The sequence below is a fragment of the Salmonella sp. SA14318 genome (assembly GCF_029866905.1).
Classification (GTDB): Bacteria; Pseudomonadota; Gammaproteobacteria; order Enterobacterales; family Enterobacteriaceae; genus Salmonella; species Salmonella enterica.
In genome coordinates this window covers 3,848,733-3,867,544 of sequence record NZ_CP123282.1, presented here as the reverse complement: position 1 = coordinate 3,867,544, position 18,812 = coordinate 3,848,733, and the positions used below count along the sequence as shown (strand labels likewise).

General features: G+C 50.1%; 16 protein-coding genes and 2 pseudogenes. 14 read left to right on the top strand and 4 right to left on the bottom strand.

The window, feature by feature from the left end; genetic code table 11:
* Nucleotides 1–502: 502 nt before the first annotated feature.
* Nucleotides 503–694, top strand: coding sequence for a hypothetical protein (locus QEN32_RS18460; RefSeq protein WP_012218477.1), 192 nt, complete (start codon nucleotides 503–505; stop codon nucleotides 692–694).
* Between the two features lie 137 nt (nucleotides 695–831).
* Here QEN32_RS18460 and QEN32_RS18455 read toward each other — a convergent pair.
* A pseudogene (locus tag QEN32_RS18455) lies at nucleotides 832–1,229 on the bottom strand (5'-nucleotidase C-terminal domain-containing protein); the annotation flags it as partial.
* 440 nt (nucleotides 1,230–1,669) lie between these two features.
* Between QEN32_RS18455 and QEN32_RS18450 the strand changes: the two are divergent.
* The 8 genes and pseudogenes from QEN32_RS18450 to nhaR all read left to right on the top strand — a co-directional run bounded on the left by QEN32_RS18450 (nucleotide 1,670) and on the right by nhaR (nucleotide 9,334).
* Entirely contained in the window at nucleotides 1,670–2,434 is a 765-nt protein-coding gene (locus tag QEN32_RS18450) for an outer membrane protein OmpK (RefSeq protein WP_000052612.1), read from the top strand.
* 20 nt (nucleotides 2,435–2,454) lie between these two features.
* Nucleotides 2,455–3,948 carry a sulfatase-like hydrolase/transferase gene (locus QEN32_RS18445; protein WP_000754366.1) on the top strand — a complete coding sequence of 498 codons (1,494 nt, stop codon included), beginning with the start codon at nucleotides 2,455–2,457 and terminating at the stop codon, nucleotides 3,946–3,948.
* Between the two features lie 103 nt (nucleotides 3,949–4,051).
* A complete protein-coding gene (locus QEN32_RS18440) occupies nucleotides 4,052–5,248 on the top strand; it encodes an anaerobic sulfatase maturase (RefSeq protein WP_001189145.1) in 1,197 nt (398 codons plus the stop codon).
* Between the two features lie 17 nt (nucleotides 5,249–5,265).
* Complete coding sequence (locus QEN32_RS18435) at nucleotides 5,266–6,519, top strand: hypothetical protein (RefSeq protein WP_000457885.1); 1,254 nt, start codon at nucleotides 5,266–5,268, stop codon at nucleotides 6,517–6,519.
* A 118-nt stretch (nucleotides 6,520–6,637) separates the two neighbouring features.
* Nucleotides 6,638–6,895: a hypothetical protein gene (locus QEN32_RS18430; protein WP_043985883.1), complete on the top strand. Its 258-nt coding sequence runs from the start codon at nucleotides 6,638–6,640 to the stop codon at nucleotides 6,893–6,895.
* Nucleotides 6,817–7,044, top strand: a pseudogene (locus tag QEN32_RS18425) (arylsulfatase); the annotation flags it as partial. The gene QEN32_RS18430 and the pseudogene QEN32_RS18425, both read left to right, overlap by 79 nt.
* A gap of 162 nt (nucleotides 7,045–7,206) precedes the next feature.
* Complete coding sequence (gene nhaA, locus QEN32_RS18420; protein WP_000681340.1) at nucleotides 7,207–8,373, top strand: Na+/H+ antiporter NhaA; 1,167 nt, start codon at nucleotides 7,207–7,209, stop codon at nucleotides 8,371–8,373.
* A gap of 61 nt (nucleotides 8,374–8,434) precedes the next feature.
* Nucleotides 8,435–9,334, top strand: a complete 900-nt coding sequence (gene nhaR, locus QEN32_RS18415) for a transcriptional activator NhaR (protein WP_000062872.1) — start codon at nucleotides 8,435–8,437, stop codon at nucleotides 9,332–9,334.
* A gap of 54 nt (nucleotides 9,335–9,388) precedes the next feature.
* Here nhaR and QEN32_RS18410 read toward each other — a convergent pair whose 3' ends face one another.
* The 3 genes from QEN32_RS18410 to rpsT all read right to left on the bottom strand — a co-directional run bounded on the left by QEN32_RS18410 (nucleotide 9,389) and on the right by rpsT (nucleotide 13,560).
* Nucleotides 9,389–11,428, bottom strand: a complete 2,040-nt coding sequence (locus QEN32_RS18410) for a glycoside hydrolase family 31 protein (protein WP_079802270.1) — start codon at nucleotides 11,426–11,428, stop codon at nucleotides 9,389–9,391.
* Between the two features lie 39 nt (nucleotides 11,429–11,467).
* Nucleotides 11,468–12,841, bottom strand: coding sequence for an MFS transporter (locus QEN32_RS18405; RefSeq protein ID WP_000099989.1), 1,374 nt, complete (start codon nucleotides 12,839–12,841; stop codon nucleotides 11,468–11,470).
* Nucleotides 12,842–13,296: 455 nt separating this feature from the next.
* Nucleotides 13,297–13,560, bottom strand: coding sequence for a 30S ribosomal protein S20 (gene rpsT / locus QEN32_RS18400; RefSeq protein WP_001518655.1), 264 nt, complete (start codon nucleotides 13,558–13,560; stop codon nucleotides 13,297–13,299).
* A gap of 105 nt (nucleotides 13,561–13,665) precedes the next feature.
* Between rpsT and QEN32_RS18395 the strand changes: the two genes are divergently transcribed.
* From QEN32_RS18395 to fkpB, 5 genes are all read left to right on the top strand, one after another.
* Complete coding sequence (locus tag QEN32_RS18395; RefSeq protein WP_001726890.1) at nucleotides 13,666–13,881, top strand: DUF2575 family protein; 216 nt, start codon at nucleotides 13,666–13,668, stop codon at nucleotides 13,879–13,881.
* A gap of 7 nt (nucleotides 13,882–13,888) precedes the next feature.
* Entirely contained in the window at nucleotides 13,889–14,827 is a 939-nt protein-coding gene (gene ribF / locus QEN32_RS18390) for a bifunctional riboflavin kinase/FAD synthetase (protein WP_000767311.1), read from the top strand.
* Between the two features lie 44 nt (nucleotides 14,828–14,871).
* Complete coding sequence (gene ileS, locus QEN32_RS18385; RefSeq protein ID WP_001674865.1) at nucleotides 14,872–17,706, top strand: isoleucine--tRNA ligase; 2,835 nt, start codon at nucleotides 14,872–14,874, stop codon at nucleotides 17,704–17,706.
* Nucleotides 17,706–18,206, top strand: coding sequence for a signal peptidase II (lspA, locus tag QEN32_RS18380; RefSeq protein ID WP_000042736.1), 501 nt, complete (start codon nucleotides 17,706–17,708; stop codon nucleotides 18,204–18,206). The genes ileS and lspA overlap by 1 nt, the downstream gene beginning before the upstream one ends.
* A 154-nt stretch (nucleotides 18,207–18,360) precedes the next feature.
* Entirely contained in the window at nucleotides 18,361–18,810 is a 450-nt protein-coding gene (gene fkpB / locus QEN32_RS18375) for an FKBP-type peptidyl-prolyl cis-trans isomerase (protein ID WP_000047269.1), read from the top strand.
* The last annotated feature ends 2 nt before the right edge of the window (nucleotides 18,811–18,812 follow it).

Sequence of the window (18,812 nt, the reverse complement as noted above, 5' to 3'; positions counted from 1 at the left end):
GTCGTTTAAGGATTATCAAACCATGTTTTTGAGCGATACATAATATGTATATCATTATTTTTTATTCAGTTGATGAGAATTGTCTGTTGTGATTCATTAATTTGAAAATGCGGTTAGTTACAAAAAAGGACATAAAAATAATATTTTTCTGCTGTTTGTTTTTAATTTTATTAAGTGTTGCTATGATTTTAGGTTAAGCATTTTTTATGTGCTTGAATGGTAATTTATGTTACCTGGTATAACGTTTATTTCGGCCTGTTGGTCGGTCTTATGGATGCTATAGGATATAGATAAAAAGAACTAAATAAATATTCGATGATGGCTTGCTTTCTCAGGATGAAATTTTATGAGCTGATGGCGATATAAAATATTTTTATGATTTTTTTTGTTATTGCGTTATACATGATAACTATGCTGAACATCTTCGGAATATTACGTTGGACGGGCAGAGAAATTGCCTCTGCATTGCAGAAGTCTCATAACGTATAGTCTGGAGAGCATTATGTACGTAAACCAACAGTCCTCACTCGCCATGCCTGCACCAAGAGCGCCGATGAATCAGAAAATTGATACCGATAACGCGATGGTGCAAAACCATAACGCCATATACCAACAGCTCCTCGACCAAATTCGTGATGACAATACATATACACATGCCGTTATTACCTTAATCCTTATGGCACCGCGCCGTTAAGCCTTTATCCTGGTGTCTGAGTTGAAAGCAGCGAACCGGGTATCGTGGAGTTTCTGGTTTTTGACAACGGTAATTACCGTTTCCGCGAAGATAATATCAATCTGCCGCCACCGGGTAACGACCGCATGAGAGTTGTTTTATTTACTGATGTCGTCAACACGCATGGTGTGATCCGGAACGATGTTATTGATATGTTCCATATAATCAGCAATTGCCTGCGAGGTTTACAGCCCTTTAATGTCTTTGACATTTTTACCTTTCGTGAAGTCAAATCCGCCACGGCCTTTACCGATAAAGGAGTCAGCGCGACGGTACTGAATATCTTGTCTGCGACCTGTTTACCTTTGATATCAAATTCGACAATACGCTGTCCCAGCGGTTTTGTGTTGTAGTGTTTGAATTTGGCCGTTTTCGACACATGCAGCATGCCGTTCTTCGGATCGGCTGCCTGAGACATCATCGCCTTCAGATCTTTACCGCTAATTTCCACGTTCATTACGTCGTTAGTAAAAGGATACATACTCAGAACATCGCCGAGCAGGTAATCATCGTCATATCAATAATGGTGTGATGGAGGGCACCGTTGTTGTGATGGCTGTGCTGGCAGGTTTTCAGGTATTGCTTACAGCGATAGAGTTGCACTCCTGAGGGGGAAATGACCGTTTCGGATCACCCCCTGCGTTACGGAACAGCGGGGCAAATCACATCAATCTTTGCTATCAGTTATCCAAAAGGTAAAGCTTAGTACAACACTAAATCTGCGGTATGACCTAAAAAGATGAAGTGCTGATTTAATAATAAACATTGAGTTATTTTTTATAAAAAAACATTTCTCGACACATTATTTTTAAATACTTTTATCCTGCGTGATGTGAGATTTATATCACTATTCTATAACTAGATTTGGTTAAACTTCGACACCGGAGTAAAACATATTCATTGATGAATAAAATATAACTATGGGAAATATATTCAATGTCTCTGATAAAGCGAACAGTATTATTTAGTCTCTTACTTACAATATCTACTGTTTTTAGCCATTCTGTACATGCACTGGAATATAAGAATTCATTTGGATCAATTAATGCCGGTTATGCTGACTGGAATAGTGGATTCGTCAATGTACATCGTGGGGAGGTGTGGAAAGTAACTGCTGACTTTGGTGTCAATTTCAAAGAGGCAGAATTCTATTCATTTATTGAAAGCAACGTGTTAAATCACGCTGTTGCTGGAAGAAATCATACTGTTTCTGCCATGACTCATGTACGACTCTTTGATTCAGATTATACTTTCTTCGGTAAGATATATGGTCAATGGGATAACTCATGGGGCGATGACCTCGATATGTTTTATGGAGCGGGGTATTTAGGTTGGAGCGGGAGTTGGGGGTTCTTCAAACCCTATATTGGTCTGCATAATCAATCTGGTGATTATGTCTCGCAGAAATATGGGCAGACAAGCGGCTGGAATGGCTATGTTATTGGCTGGACTGCAGCCTATAATTTTAATTTATTTGGTGAAGATTTTGTTTTATCTGACTGGAATGAAATCGAACTAGATAGAAATGACGCTTATACGGAGCAGCAATTCGGTCGAAATGGATTAAATGGTGGATTAACACTGGCATGGAAATTTTATCCCCGCTGGAAAGCTACTGTGACATATCGTTATTTCGCGAACAAACTAGGTTATGACGGATATGGAGACCAGATGATTTATATGGTCGGATATTCATTTTAAATAAAATCAAAGGAGTTGAAATGAAAAAAACAGTCATTGCCAGCATGATTGGACTGGCGCTTTGTGCGACAAGTACGTTATCTGTCGTGCACGCGGCTGCCGAAAAACGCCCGAACTTAGTTTTTATTGTGGCAGATGATCTTGGCTATGGTGATTTGGCGACTTACGGTCACCAGATAGTGAAAACCCCGAATATTGACCGCCTGGCGAAAGAAGGGGTCAAATTCACTGAATACTATGCGCCGGCTCCTTTGTGTTCTCCTTCCCGCGCCGGGATGTTAACAGGCCGTATGCCCTTCCGCACCGGTGTACGCTCCTGGATCCCTGAAGGTACTAATGTTTCTATTGGACGTAACGAATTGACCATAGCCAATCTGCTGAAACAGCAGGGTTACGATACCGCGATGATGGGTAAACTGCATCTCAACGCCGGGGGCGATCGTACCGATCAGCCGCAGCCGAAAGAGTTAGGTTTTGATTACTCGCTGGTGAACCCGGCTGGCTTTGTGACCGATGCTACGCTGGATAATGCCAAAGAGCGCCCGCGTTACGGCGTCGTCCACCCAACCGGCTGGATGCGTAACGGCAAACATATTGATCGTGCCGATAGCATCAGCGGCGAATTTGTCAGTTCTGAAGTGGTGAACTGGCTAGATAACAAGAAAGACGACAAACCGTTCTTCTTATACGTTGCCTTTACGGAAGTTCACAGCCCACTGGCCTCGCCGAAAAAATACCTCGATATGTATTCACAATACATGAGCGAATACCAGAAGCAGCATCCCGATCTGTTCTACGGCGACTGGGCGGATAAACCGTGGCGCGGTACCGGTGAATATTACGCCAATATCAGCTATATGGATGCGCAAGTCGGTAAAGTACTGGATAAAATTAAAGCGATGGGGGAAGAAGATAATACCATTGTCATCTTCACCAGTGATAACGGCCCGGTGACGCGTGAAGCGCGTAAAGTCTACGAGCTGAACCTCGCAGGCGAGACTGACGGTCTGCGCGGACGTAAAGATAACCTGTGGGAAGGCGGTATTCGCGTTCCGGCAATTATCAAATACGGTAAACACATTCCACAGGGCGTCGTTACCGATACGCCTGTGTATGGTCTGGACTGGATGCCGACGCTGGCGAACATGATGGATTTCAAACTGCCTACTGATCGTACATACGACGGGCAATCGCTGGTTCCGCTGTTGGAGCAGAAAACGTTAAAACGTAATAAGCCGCTGATCTTCGGTATTGATATGCCGTTCCAGGATGATCCGACCGATGAATGGGCGATCCGCGACGGTGACTGGAAAATGATCATCGATCGTGAAAATAAACCTAAATACCTCTATAACCTGAAAAAAGATCGGTTCGAAACGCTGAACCAAATTGGCAAACAGCCTGAAATTGAAAAACAGCTGTATGGCAAGTTCCTGAAAATGAAACAGGACATCGATAACGACTCGTTAATGAAAGCCCGTGGCGACAAACCAACGCCGGTGACCTGGGGCTAAAAGGATAATTATAAAAAATTAAGTATGCCACTTAGGGCTCTGCCCGCCTGATTCAGCGCCCTCGTGCTGAGTCAGGTTCTTTTATTTTAGGGATACGGAAAATATGCAACGGAAAAGCTGTCAGGTAATGATCAAACCGACCGGGTCGGTGTGTAATCTTGATTGTAAATATTGCTTCTATCTGGAAAAGGAAATGCTCTATCCCGATAGAAAAAACCATTACAAGATGACGGAAGAAACGCTGGCGTTGTTTGTGCAACAGCATATTGCGGCGCAGGACGTGGATGAAGTGATTTTTGCGTGGCAGGGTGGGGAACCGACGCTGATGGGGCTGCCATTTTACCGCCAGGCTGTAGCGCTCCAGCAACGTTATGCTAATGGAAAAGCCATCGTTAATACTTTTCAGACCAATGGCATTCTGATTGATGATGAATGGGCGAGATTCTTCAGGGCGCATGACTTTCTGGTTGGTATTTCGATTGATGGCGATGCGGCGCTGCACGACGAATGGCGAGTAACTCGCGCAGGGCAACCTACCCATCATAAAGTTGAACAGGCGATAAAATGCCTGGCGAGTCATGGCGTTGAATTTAATACTCTCACGGTGGTGAGTCAGAGCAATATGCTGCACCCGCAGCGGGTTTATGCGTATCTGAAATCTATCGGCAGCCGCTATATGCAGTTTATTCCGCTAGTGGAAAGAGCGGCAAATAAAGACGGAATGCTGGCGCATCCGCAGGACGAGCAAACCGCAGTAACCCCCTGGTCAGTGGACGGATTACAGTTTGGAAAGTTCCTGAATGCCATTTTTGATATCTGGATCCGCGAAGATATTGGTGATATCGGCATTCAACTCTTTGAACAAACGCTGGCGGCATGGTGTGGACTCCCCCCTCAGGTTTGCGTTTTTGCGCCCGTTTGCGGTAGCGCTTTTGCAATGGAAATGAATGGCGATGTGTATAACTGCGATCATTTCGTTTACCCGCAATATAAGCTCGGCAATATTAACGACACGCCGCTGCGTCAGATGAATAATAGCGCGCAAAACCAGCAGTTTGGTCTCGATAAAAGCCGCACGATGGCGCAGGAATGCCATACCTGCCCGTGGCAATTCGCCTGTTATGGCGGTTGCCCTAAACACCGCTTTTTGCCTTCGGCTTGCGGACCGATGAAGCAAAACTATCTTTGTGCCGGCTATCAGTGCTTTTTCTCTCATACCGCGCCAATGATGAAAGCGATGAAAACCCTTTACGTAAATAACCTGTCACCGGCGGAGATCCGGTCTGTTTTTTTTAAGTAATGCTCAAGGAGGAACGCATGTTTGCCAATATTAATGTGGACTGCTGTAAAACGCCGGGATGTAAAAATCTGGGCGTGTTGAACAGTCCGGATTATGTCCGCCAGGGAAAAGATGTTCTTTGTCGGGAATGTGGTTTCCTGTTTCCTGTTATTTCCGCTGGGGCGTTAAATCTTTTTCGCCACACGGTAAACCGGGGATGGAAAGGCCTGGTCAAACAGTGTCCTGCCTGCGGCAGCACCTCATTAAAGAAATACGGCTTCTCGACTCAGGGCGAACACCGCATGGCGTGTAGTCAGTGTCGGAAAACGTTCATCGTCCCCGAAAAGGCAAAAAGCGATTGCCGACAGGACGAGCTGGCAACCCTAATTGAGGAAGGGACGTCGCTTGCCGGGATCCGCTCACAGCTGAAATTAGACAGCACAGGCCTTAACCGGGCGCTGTTTAAACTATCCCGTAATGCAAACCTTGCCGAGCGATGCCAGCAGTTTCCGGCCTTCGATATCGCACTCAGCACCCGCGCTTTCCGGGTGAACTATAACGGTGGAGACAGCAGCCTGTATGTTCTGGTGACGGCAGAAGAACAAAGCGGAAGGGTGGTGGCGATTTCGTCAAATTATTCAGCACAGCCGCTGGATAAAGCCTGGCAGTATCAGTCGTATTATGAAGAACGGCTACCTCCGGGAACGCTGGCGCATATGGTGCAACGTAAGGAAGCGATTACAGCGCGCCGCGAAACTTTATTTGATATCGATTACGGTCCGGCCTCGTTATATAAGAATGACTCCGGAATGATCGTAAAGCCGGTGTTGCCTGCCTACCGCCATTTTGAACTGGTGCGGATGCTAACGGACGAACGCTCCTTAAACGTTCAGCATTACCTCGATCATGAATGCTTTATTCTGGGGGGATGCATGATGGCGAATATGCCGCATGTCCATCAGGGCCGTTGCCATATTTCATTTGTCAAAGAACGCGGTACGACGCCGCTGCAAAAAGATATTCCGCCACGCCTGTTTTTAAGCGGCGGTATCCGTAACAATGTCTGGCGTACTTTTTCTACCCGCGATTATGCTATGGCGGTGTGTAATCTCACCGGTAATAAAAAAATTACCCAGCAACGTTATGCTACGTTACAAGGCGCGACGGCGTTCATTAATTATCTGTATGCGCATCCTTTTTTGGCGCAGCTTAATCGTCTGTCACCGGCAAATGTGACGGCAACGCTGGATTATCTGAAGTATGAATATAATCAATCCCGTAAGGTCGGATAACGCATCGCATGCCGTGTGATAGAGCTGAGTCGATGGCTTTTGATTATCAGTACAACCCTCTCCAGCGTATCTATTTCGTTGTTCCAGCAAGGAACGACAACGATATACTGGAGAGATCATGGGGCCGTTCAAACATCAAAAGAATACGCTTCCTACCCCGTGTCTTGCCGTCAATCAGAGGATTGATAAGCAAAATGCGATGGTGCTCAACCATACGGCGATTTATGAGCACAGCCTCAGCCAGATTACAGAAAGTAATACAGTACAAAATGCGCTGATTATTCTTAATCCGTTTATGGCCGCGCCATCTCTTGCCAGCCTGGCGAGAGCGATATTATCGATCCGCAGGCGGGCAGTGAGGCTATGGGGCTGCTAATTTCACAGGAGATTGCGCCTACGGAGAAAACCGTGCTTTTTGAAGCGACCATGACGTCAGGTTACTACAAAAACGCGGAAACGAACGGGGAAGGCTATCGCTACGATATTACCAGTTTCCGGGTGTATAAAATGGATCTGTACGCGTAGCGGTCTATCATCAATGACTGACTGCACTAAAAAAGTCCGGCGTAAGTCGGACTTCATTTCGTAAAAAACGAGCTATTCATCATATATAATCTAATTTTAACGATGAGTCAGGCGAGGTAAGATAGTAGATTCGAAGAATTCACCTGATTGAGAGAATAAAAAGTGAAACATCTGCACCGATTTTTTAGCAGCGATGCCTCTGGGGGCATCATTCTCATCATCGCCGCTGCGCTGGCTATGCTGATGGCCAATATGGGCGCGACCAGTGGATGGTATCATGATTTTCTGGAGACGCCGGTTCAGCTACGGGTTGGGGCGCTTGAGATCAACAAAAACATGCTGTTGTGGATCAACGATGCGCTGATGGCCGTGTTTTTCCTGTTGATTGGCCTGGAAGTTAAGCGCGAACTGATGCAAGGCTCGTTAGCCAGTCTGCGCCAGGCTGCTTTTCCGGTGATTGCCGCCATCGGCGGGATGATTGTACCGGCATTGCTCTATCTGGCCTTTAACTACTCCGATCCGGTCACTCGCGAGGGCTGGGCTATTCCTGCCGCGACGGATATCGCCTTTGCGCTGGGCGTGCTGGCGCTGTTGGGCAGCCGGGTTCCGCTGGCGCTGAAAATATTCCTGATGGCGCTGGCGATCATCGATGATCTCGGCGCCATCGTTATTATCGCACTGTTTTATACCAGCGATCTTTCTATCGTCTCGCTGGGCGTGGCGGCGTTCGCGATTGCCGTGCTGGCGCTGCTGAACCTGTGCGGCGTCAGACGGACAGGGGTATATATTCTGGTCGGGGCAGTGCTGTGGACGGCGGTACTGAAGTCCGGCGTTCACGCGACGCTGGCAGGCGTCATTGTCGGCTTCTTTATTCCGCTGAAAGAAAAACACGGACGCTCGCCGGCCAAGCGTCTGGAGCATGTTCTGCACCCATGGGTCGCGTACCTGATCCTGCCGCTCTTCGCTTTTGCGAATGCCGGCGTTTCTCTTCAGGGCGTCACGATTGACGGTCTGACCTCCATGCTGCCGTTGGGAATTATTGCCGGTCTGCTGATTGGTAAGCCGCTGGGGATTAGCCTGTTTTGCTGGCTGGCGCTGCGTTTCAAGCTGGCGCATCTGCCGCAAGGGACCACTTATCAGCAAATCATGGCGGTCGGCATTTTGTGTGGCATTGGCTTTACGATGTCCATCTTTATCGCCAGCCTGGCATTTGGCAATGTCGATCCGGAACTTATTAACTGGGCGAAATTGGGCATTTTGATTGGTTCATTGCTCTCCGCAGTGGTGGGGTATAGCTGGTTGCGCGCGCGTTTGAACGCGCCGGCATAATCAGTACGAAGGAAAGGGGGAGCGATGTATCGCTCCCTTGCGACATTGAACAGGGAGAGGAATGAGCATGTCTCATATTAACTACAACCATCTTTATTACTTCTGGCATGTCTATAAAGAAGGTTCTGTCGTGGGTGCCGCAGAGGCGCTTTTTCTGACGCCGCAAACCATTACTGGTCAAATTAAAGCCCTGGAAGAGCGTTTACAGGGGAAGCTATTTAAACGTAAGGGACGCGGTCTTGAACCCAGCGAACTGGGCGAGCTGGTTTTTCGCTATGCGGATAAAATGTTTACGCTAAGCCAGGAGATGCTGGATATCGTCAATTACCGCAAAGAATCAAACCTGTTGTTTGATGTCGGCGTCGCCGATGCTTTATCCAAGCGTCTGGTCAGCAGCGTTCTGGATGCGGCGGTGGTGGTGGATGAGCCCATACATCTGCGTTGCTTCGAGTCCACGCACGAAATGTTGCTCGAACAGCTCAGCCAGCACAAGCTGGATATGATTATCTCCGACTGCCCGATAGATTCCACGCAGCAGGAGGGGCTATTCTCAGTCAAAATCGGCGAATGCAGCGTCAGTTTCTGGTGTACGAATCCGCTTCCTGAAAAAGCGTTCCCTGCCTGCCTGGAAGAGCGACGGTTGCTGGTGCCGGGACGGCGCTCGATGCTGGGGCGTAAGTTGTTGAACTGGTTTAATTCGCAGGGGTTGCAGGTTGAGATCCTCGGTGAATTTGATGACGCGGCCTTAATGAAGGCGTTTGGCGCGACGCACGATGCGATTTTTGTGGCGCCGAGCCTTTATTCACTGGATTTTTATGCCGATGAGTCGGTAATAGAGATTGGGCGCGTGGAGAATGTCATGGAAGAATATCATGCGATTTTTGCCGAGAGAATGATCCAGCATCCGGCGGTGCAGCGTATTTGCAATGCGGACTACTCGGCATTGTTTAAGCTACAGTAGACGTACCTACCGTAATACTTCCGGCTGCGGAACTAGCCCGCAGCCGGAATCATTCTACAAGTTCAGTAGGCTACGGTACTGCCCACCTTCGCGGATAAACACCGGAATTATGTTCAGTGGCGTAGCGTACTGCAGCGTCTGCCCTCCTGAATAGCTTTCACCGGTCGCAAGATCCGTCCATGTTTCCCCTTCCGGTAGCCAGATATCACGTTCGCGCATACCTTCATGCATGACGGGGGCGATCAGCAGGTCAGGACCAAAACAATACTGGTCGGTGATTGCCCAACTTGTTTCCTGTTCGGGGAATTCAAAGAACAGGGGGCGCATCACTGGCGTATTGTGCTTATGGGTTTCCTCCATCAGCGCTTTGATATAGGGCTTGAGTTTTTCTCGCAACGCCAGGCAACCTGTCAGTACCTCGCATACTTCCTCACCGTAGCTCCAGACCTCGTTCGGCGCACCTGTAGGGCACTGGGCGATACCATCCCGGTATGGTTGTGCGGGTAAAATCTGCGGATCGCGGTTGCCGTGCAGACGCATCACCGGGCTAAAGACGCCCCACTGGAACCAGCGAATCAGCAATTCATGGAATTTCGGGTCGTGAATATTACCGCCATGAAAACCGCCGATATCCGTCGTCCACCACGGTATCCCCGCGATTCCCATATTGAGTCCGGCGGCAAACTGGTTGCGTAGCGATCTAAACGAGGAGTGAATATCACCTGACCAGACCAGTGCGCCGAACTTCTGACTGCCGGCCCAGGCGCAGCGTAGCAGGTTGATAACCTGGTCTTCGCCATCGGCTTTCATGCCGTCAAAAAAGGTTTTAGCGTACATACGTGGGTAGATATTGCCCACTTCCAGTACCGGCCCGGCATGGTAGCGATAGTTGTCGTAGTCGTAAACGCTGAACTCAGGTTCGGCTTCATCTAACCAGAATAACTTCACGCCTTTATCGTAATAGTTGCGTTTGGCTTTGCCCCAGACGTAGTCGCGCGCGCCCGGATGAGTCGCATCAAAGTAAGTGGTATTGCCGAGGAAATCCATATTGATCGGCAAGCCACGTTCCGTTTGTACCAGCCAGCCGTTTTCGCGCATCTCCCGATAGCTTTCGGTACGGTTATCCACCGTCGGCCAGACGGAGACCATCAGCTCAATTCCCAGCGATTTCAGCTCGGCAATCATGGCATCAGGATCGGGCCAGTCGCGCGCATCGAACATCCAGTCACCCTGATTCGGCCAGTGAAAGAAGTCGATTACGATCACTGAGATAGGCAGATTGCGGCGCTTATATTCGCGGGCGACCTCCAGCAGTTCTTCCTGTGTACGATAACGGAGTTTGCACTGCCAGAAGCCCATGGCGTAGTCCGGCATCATCGGCGGCGTGCCGGTAGCCAGCGCGTAAGCCCGGCTAATTTCTGCCGGGGTATCGCCAGCCGTGATCCAGTAGTCTAACTGTTCGCTGACCTGCGCTTCCCATTCGGTAACGTTTTGGGCAAAGGTTACGCGTCCGACTGCCGGGTTGTTCCATAAAAATCCGTAGCCCAGACTGGAGAGCATAAACGGTACTGAGGCCTGGGAGTTACGTTGCGCCAGCTCAAGCACGCATCCTTTGAGATCCAGGTTGGCCTGTTGATACTGCCCCATACCATAAATTTTTTCCCCTTCGGTGGCTTCGAAGCGGGCTTTCAGTGAATATTTCCCACCCTGAATAGGGCGGAACTCGCGTCCCTCAAGGTTGAGTGCGCTGACGTACTGGCCGTGAGATGATTCATCCTCGCCAATTTCGCCCCGCAGGCGCCAGAACTCCTGCAACAGGGGTTTGTGTGGATGGCGGTAAAAGGTAACTTGTCCTTTTTGATTGACGATAGCGATAATTTTGCCGTTGGTCAGCGTTGCCTGGTGGTGCTCATAATCAATGTGGCACTGACTTTCTGCGACTGGCTCAGTCAATGCCCAGTCTTCATTTCTCATTACCGGCAGATGACGGCCGCTGCGTACGCGCAGGCTGTTCTCGCCCCAGGGTTCAATCCATAAATAGCGATCGTTTTGCTGCCAGACCAGACGACGCGGGTCTTGTTGCATAAATGGCATGGTGGTGCCTCCCATATTCGAGGGTGAAGGTAAAGAACGTTATGAGTTGACGGTTTCCAGATCGTGGCGAATCTTCTCTTCCATCGCTTCGTATTTGCGAAAGAAAAGTAGTGGGATCGCTGCGAGCGCGAAGAGTAGGGCGGGTGCCCAGATAAAGGCCCAGATAATGCCCTCCAGACCCGCAGCACTCTGGGCATGGTTGGGGACATAGCCAAAACTGTTCATGATCCAGGCGGCGAAAGCGGTGCCGAGGCCACTACCCATCTTGATGCAGAAGGTACTGCCGAAGGCGATAAGAATGCCGGTAGCCTTAATACCGGTCTTCCAGGCGCCAAAATCAACGGCGAAGCCCAGCATGGCAAATGGCATTGAGCAGGCGATACCGCTGCCGATATTGCCGAGTATCCAGGCGGCGATGAGGAAAGTAATGTTGTCCGCTGCCAGCCACATCATGACGCCGCCAAACGTGGCGACCAGCAGACCGCCTACCCATATCCAGGTTTTAGCCAGGTATTTGCTAAAGAAGGGGATAGCGATGATAAACAGGATCTGAATCGTCGCCAGGCTGTTAATCAGCGGTACCAGATCTTTACGGTCGAGGTTGTAAGTCAGATAATAGACAATGGTCGTGTTGCGCTGCTGTAGGGCAATCCAGAAGATCAGATTAGCCAGCACCATCAGGATCCACGGCCAGTTACCTTTCATCGCCGCGAAACTTTTTTTCATCGGCAACTTAGGTTCATGCTGTATTTTATCCGTATCCATTTCACGAATGTTTTTAAACGCAAAGAGCGTTAGCGCGCAGGATATAATGGCAAACGTAATTGCCGTATAAATAAAACCAGCGTGATCATCACCGTTACCTAAAAAAGCGACTAACGGCAAGGCGGTCGCGTTCATTAATAAAACCCCAATTTGCCCACCGGTCATTCGCCAGGAATTTAAAACCAGTCTTTCCTTGGGAGATAAGGTCATCAGGGGTAATATTGCACTGAGTGGTGTATTAAGTCCGGTAAATAGAATGCTGGCAATCATATAAGATATTGCTGCATAGATGGCTTTTCCTGTCATACTGATATCAGGAGACCAAAATGACAGCGCGCTGAATACCGCAAAAGGCAGCGGTAACCATAAAAACCAGGGACGACATTTACCGTAGCGTGAACGCGTTTTATCGATGATGATCCCCCATATGGGGGCGTCTATGCCATCGATAATACGCGCCAGCAGCAGGATAACGCCTGCTACGGCAAGGCTAATGCCCGCAACGTCTGTGTAGAAATATAAAATGTACGTTGAACCGAAGCAGTACAGCAGATTACCCGCCACATCCAAAGAGCCGTAGCTAATACGCTGTAGTAAAGACAATGATGCTGACCCGGAAGGCTGGGTATCCTCAATGACAGAACTCATAATGATAACTCCGATATTGGTACGATACGCCCAGAAAAACAACCTCTACTTTCTAAGCAAGTTTTGAATATTATTTTTATGTCGTTTCTGAATTTAACCTCAGATTAAAATGAGTAAGTAAGGTGTACATGAAAAGTAGTTAACCCGACGGCATCAATCAATTATTAAATCTTACATCAGGATTGCGTTTATTAGTTTTTGAATGAGCGATGTTTTTATTTGCTAAGGTGGTCACAGTTTTTTCAGTAATGAAATAAGAAAAGGAAAACAGTGAAAGAAAATAACTTTCAAGTATTACGTGACTAAGGGAGGGGTAGCTGAAAAAATAGGCTGGTCAGGAAGAGCGTGAACGAGTGAGGTCAGCGCCAGCGGTTGACGAGCAAAACGGCAGATAGCAGGCATAAAAAAACCCGCTTTACGCGGGTTTTTCTACAAAGCTGATAACAAGCAGGCGATTAAGCCAGTTTGTTGATCTGTGCAGTCAGGTTAGCTTTATGACGTGCAGCTTTGTTTTTGTGGATCAGACCTTTAGCAGCCTGACGGTCCACGATCGGTTGCATTTCGTTAAATGCTTTCAGTGCAGCAGCTTTGTCGCCAGCTTCGATAGCTGCGTATACTTTCTTGATGAAAGTACGCATCATAGAGCGACGGCTTGCGTTGTGCTTACGAGCCTTTTCAGACTGAACGGCGCGCTTCTTAGCTGATTTGATATTAGCCAAGGTCCAACTCCCAAATGTGTTCTATATGGACAATTCAAAGGCCGAGGAATATGCCCTTTTAGCCTTCTTTTGTCAATGGATTTGTGCAAATAAGCGCCGTTTAAATTGCAGCACTCGTTGCGTAGTGATGGCGCAGGATTCTACCAGCTTGCGTGCTGTGAATACAGCCTTTCCATGAGAAAAATTGCATTAAGCGGCGGGTTTTGGGGCGGAGTTTGCCGCATGGCGATGAAAAGCATCTTCTTTATGTTTCATCAGGGCAATAGTCGGTTAACCTTGACCGCTGTACAAGGTATACTCTTGCGATTTTCACTGTTTTGAGTCAGACATGAAGCTGATACGCGGCATACATAATCTCAGTCAGGCCCCGCATGGGTGTGTGCTGACCATTGGTAATTTCGACGGCGTACATCGGGGGCATCGCGCTCTACTGCAGGGTTTGCAGGAAGAAGGACGCAGACGCGGTCTGCCGGTGGTGGTCATGATTTTCGAACCGCAGCCGCTGGAGCTGTTCGCGACGGATAAAGCGCCCGCCCGCCTGACGCGCCTGCGTGAAAAACTGCATTACCTTGCGCAGTGCGGCGTGGACTATGTGCTGTGCGTGAAATTCGATCGCCGCTTTGCCGCTTTGACGGCGCAAACGTTTATCAGCGAACTGCTGGTGGAGCGACTTGGCGTGCAATTTCTTGCCGTCGGCGATGATTTCCGCTTTGGTGCTAGCCGCGCGGGCGATTTCTTGTTATTACAGAAGGCGGGGGCGGAGTATGGTTTTGCGGTTTCCAGCACCCAAACCTTTTGTGAAGGCGGCGTGCGTATCAGTAGTACCGCAGTGAGACAGGCGTTGGCGGAGGATAACCTGGCGCTTGCCGAAAGCCTGCTGGGACATCCCTTTACTATTTCCGGGCGTGTCGTTCATGGCGACGAGCTGGGACGTACCATTGGCTTCCCGACGGCGAACTTACCGCTGCGCCGTCAGGTCTCCCCGGTCAAAGGGGTCTATGCGGTGGAAGTCACCGGGCTTGGCGATAAGCCGTTACCCGGCGTAGCGAACATTGGCACTCGTCCAACGGTGGCTGGCGTGCGTCAACAACTGGAAGTGCATCTGCTGGACGTTGTAATGGACCTCTACGGTCGCCATATAGATGTAATACTGCGTAAAAAGATACGTAATGAGCAGCGATTTGCGTCGCTTGATGAGCTAAAAGCGCAAATCGCACGCGATGAGTTAACGGCCCGCAAGTTTTTTGGGCTAGCCGGGCAGGTGTAACCCTGACGGTGTTTATCAAACCGAAATACGGAACCGAGAATCTGATGAGTGACTATAAATCGACCCTGAATTTGCCGGAAACAGGGTTCCCGATGCGCGGCGACCTCGCCAAGCGTGAACCGGGAATGCTGGCGCGTTGGACCGATGATGATCTGTACGGCATCATTCGTGCGGCCAAAAAAGGCAAAAAAACCTTCATTCTGCATGATGGCCCTCCATATGCGAATGGCAGCATTCATATTGGTCACTCAGTTAACAAGATTCTGAAAGACATTATCGTGAAGTCCAAAGGACTGTCGGGATTTGACTCGCCTTACGTGCCGGGCTGGGACTGTCACGGTCTGCCTATCGAGCTGAAAGTCGAGCAGGAGTTCGGTAAGCCGGGCGAGAAATTCACTGCCGCTGAATTCCGCGCCAAGTGCCGCGAATATGCCGCTACGCAGGTTGACGGCCAGCGTAAAGACTTCATTCGTCTGGGCGTGTTGGGCGACTGGTCGCATCCGTACCTGACCATGGACTTCAAAACCGAAGCCAACATCATCCGCGCGCTGGGCAGAATTATCAAAAACGGTCATCTGCACAAAGGCGCTAAGCCGGTGCACTGGTGCGTTGACTGCCGTTCCGCGCTGGCGGAAGCGGAAGTTGAATATTACGACAAAACGTCACCGTCTATCGACGTGGCGTTCCGCGCCGTCGATCAGGATGCGGTGAAAGCGAAGTTTGGTCTGCCGGGCGTGAGCGGCCCTGTGTCGCTGGTTATCTGGACCACCACGCCGTGGACTCTGCCGGCTAACCGCGCCATCTCCCTGGCGCCGGACTTTGATTATGCGCTGGTGCAGATTGACGGCCAGGCGGTGATTCTGGCGAAAGATCTGGTTGAAAGCGTCATGCAGCGTATTGGCGCGGCTGAATACACCATTCTCGGCACCGTTAAAGGCGCGGAGCTGGAACTGCTGCGCTTTACCCATCCGTTTATGGGCTTTGACGTGCCGGCGATCCTCGGCGATCACGTCACCCTGGACGCCGGTACCGGCGCGGTACATACCGCCCCTGGTCACGGCCCGGATGACTACGTGATCGGTCAAAAGTATGGCCTGGAAACCGCTAACCCGGTTGGGCCGGACGGCGCTTACCTGCCAGGCACATATCCAACGCTTGACGGTGTTAACGTCTTCAAAGCGAACGATATCGTTATTGAACTGCTGAAAGAAAAAGGCGCGCTACTGCATGTCGAAAAAATGCAGCACAGCTATCCGTGCTGTTGGCGTCACAAAACGCCGATCATTTTCCGCGCGACCCCGCAGTGGTTCGTCAGCATGGATAAAGAAGGGCTTCGTCAACAGTCGCTGAAAGAGATCAAAGGCGTTCAGTGGATCCCGGACTGGGGTCAGGCGCGTATTGAATCAATGGTCGCTAACCGTCCTGACTGGTGTATCTCACGTCAGCGTACCTGGGGCGTACCGATGTCGCTGTTCGTGCATAAAGAAACGCAGGAGCTGCTGCCGATTGAGCGTACTCTGGCGGCGATGGAAGAGGTGGCGAAACGCGTTGAAGTTGACGGTATCCAGGCGTGGTGGGATCTCGACCCGAAAGAGATCCTCGGCGAAGATGCTGATCAATACGAGAAAGTTCCGGATACGTTGGACGTTTGGTTTGATTCCGGTTCCACCAGTTACTCCGTGGTTGACGCACGTCCGGAATTCGCCGGTCACGCTGCCGATATGTATCTGGAAGGCTCTGACCAGCATCGCGGCTGGTTTATGTCCTCCCTGATGATTAGCGTGGCGATGAAAGGCAAAGCGCCATACCGCCAGGTACTGACTCACGGCTTCACCGTCGATGGTCAGGGGCGCAAGATGTCCAAGTCTATCGGTAACACCGTGTCGCCGCAGGATGTGATGAATAAACTGGGCGCGGATATCCTGCGTCTGTGGGTGGCGTCTACTGACTATACCGGCGAAATGGCGGTCTCTGACGAGATCCTCAAACGTGCTGCCGACAGCTATCGCCGTATCCGTAATACCGCGCGCTTCCTGCTGGCGAACCTCAATGGCTTCAATCCGGCCACCGATATGGTCAAACCGGAAGAGATGGTGGTGCTGGACCGGTGGGCGGTGGGCTGCGCGAAAACGGCGCAGCAAGAGATTCTGAAGGCATACGAAGCTTACGACTTCCATGAAGTGGTACAGCGCCTGATGCGCTTCTGCTCCGTTGAAATGGGCTCGTTCTACCTCGACATCATCAAAGACCGCCAGTACACCGCGAAGGCCGATAGCGTCGCGCGTCGTAGCTGCCAGACTGCGCTGTATCATATCGCAGAGGCGCTGGTTCGCTGGATGGCGCCGATCATGTCCTTCACGGCTGATGAAATCTGGGGCTACCTGCCGGGCGAGCGTGAAAAATATGTCTTCACCGGCGAATGGTACGACGGGTTGTTTGGCCTGGAAGAGAATGAAGAATTTAATGACGCATTCTGGGACGATGTCCGCTATATCAAGGACCAGGTCAACAAAGAGCTGGAAAATCAGAAAGCCAATGGCATCAAATCGAACCTGGAAGCAAAAGTGACGCTGAAATATGCTGACGATGCTAACGGTACGATCAAGAAGCTGAAACTGTTGGGTGAAGAGGTCAGATTTATCTTCATTACTTCCCAGTTCGTGATTTCTGAGCAAGCGGGGGGTATTGATGATGAAAATATTCAGTACAATGCTGGTAATACGACAGTTCAGGCAGTGGTAACGCGTGCCGAGGGTGATAAGTGTCCGCGCTGCTGGCACTACACTACTGATGTCGGCAAGGTGGCGGAACATGCAGATATCTGCGGACGCTGTGTCAGCAACATCGCCGGTAATGGCGAACAACGTAAATTTGCCTGATGAGTAAACCACTCTGTTCAACAGGACTACGCTGGCTATGGCTGGTAGTAGTCGTGCTGATTATCGATTTGGGCAGCAAATACCTGATCCTCCAGAATTTCGCTCTGGGGGATACGGTAGGGCTGTTCCCGTCGCTTAATCTGCATTATGCGCGTAACTACGGCGCGGCTTTTAGCTTCCTGGCAGATAGCGGCGGCTGGCAGCGCTGGTTCTTTGCCGGGATTGCGATAGGTATCTGCGTAATTCTTTTGGTGATGATGTATCGCTCGAAAGCGACGCAGAAGCTGAATAACATCGCTTATGCGTTAATCATCGGCGGCGCGCTGGGTAACCTGTTCGACCGCCTGTGGCACGGCTTTGTTGTCGATATGATCGATTTTTACGTCGGCGACTGGCATTTCGCGACGTTCAACCTTGCCGATAGCGCGATCTGTATCGGCGCGGCGCTGATTGTACTGGAAGGCTTTTTGCCGAAGCCGACAGCGAAAGAACAGGCATAAGCGTAAATACCGGGTGGCGCTTATCCGGTTTTGTAGGCCTGATAAGCGCAGCGCCATCAGGCAAACGTGGTGCCGGATGGCGGTGAAAACGCCTTATCCGGCCTACGGTTTTATCGTTCTTTGTGCCTCCGGGCAAAACACGTGAGCAATTTGCATGTCTAAATCCGTACAGAGCAACAGCGCGATCCTCGTTCACTTCACCCTGAAACTGGATGATGGCTCAACGGCGGAATCTACCCGCAATAACGGCAAGCCAGCCCTGTTCCGTCTTGGCGATACCTCGCTTTCCGAAGGTCTGGAGCAGCAGCTTCTGGGGTTGAAAGAAGGGGAAAAGAAAGCGTTTTCGCTGGAGCCTGACGCCGCGTTTGGCGTCCCCAGTCCGGACTTGATCCAGTATTTCTCGCGCCGTGAGTTTATGGCGGCGGGCGAACCGGAAGTCGGGGCGATTATGCTTTTTACCGCAATGGATGGCAGCGAAATGCCTGGCGTGATTCGCGAAATCAACGGCGACTCGATTACCGTTGATTTTAACCATCCGCTGGCCGGGCATACCGTTCACTTTGATATTGAAGTGCTGGAAATCGATCCGGCGCTGGAGGCATAAAC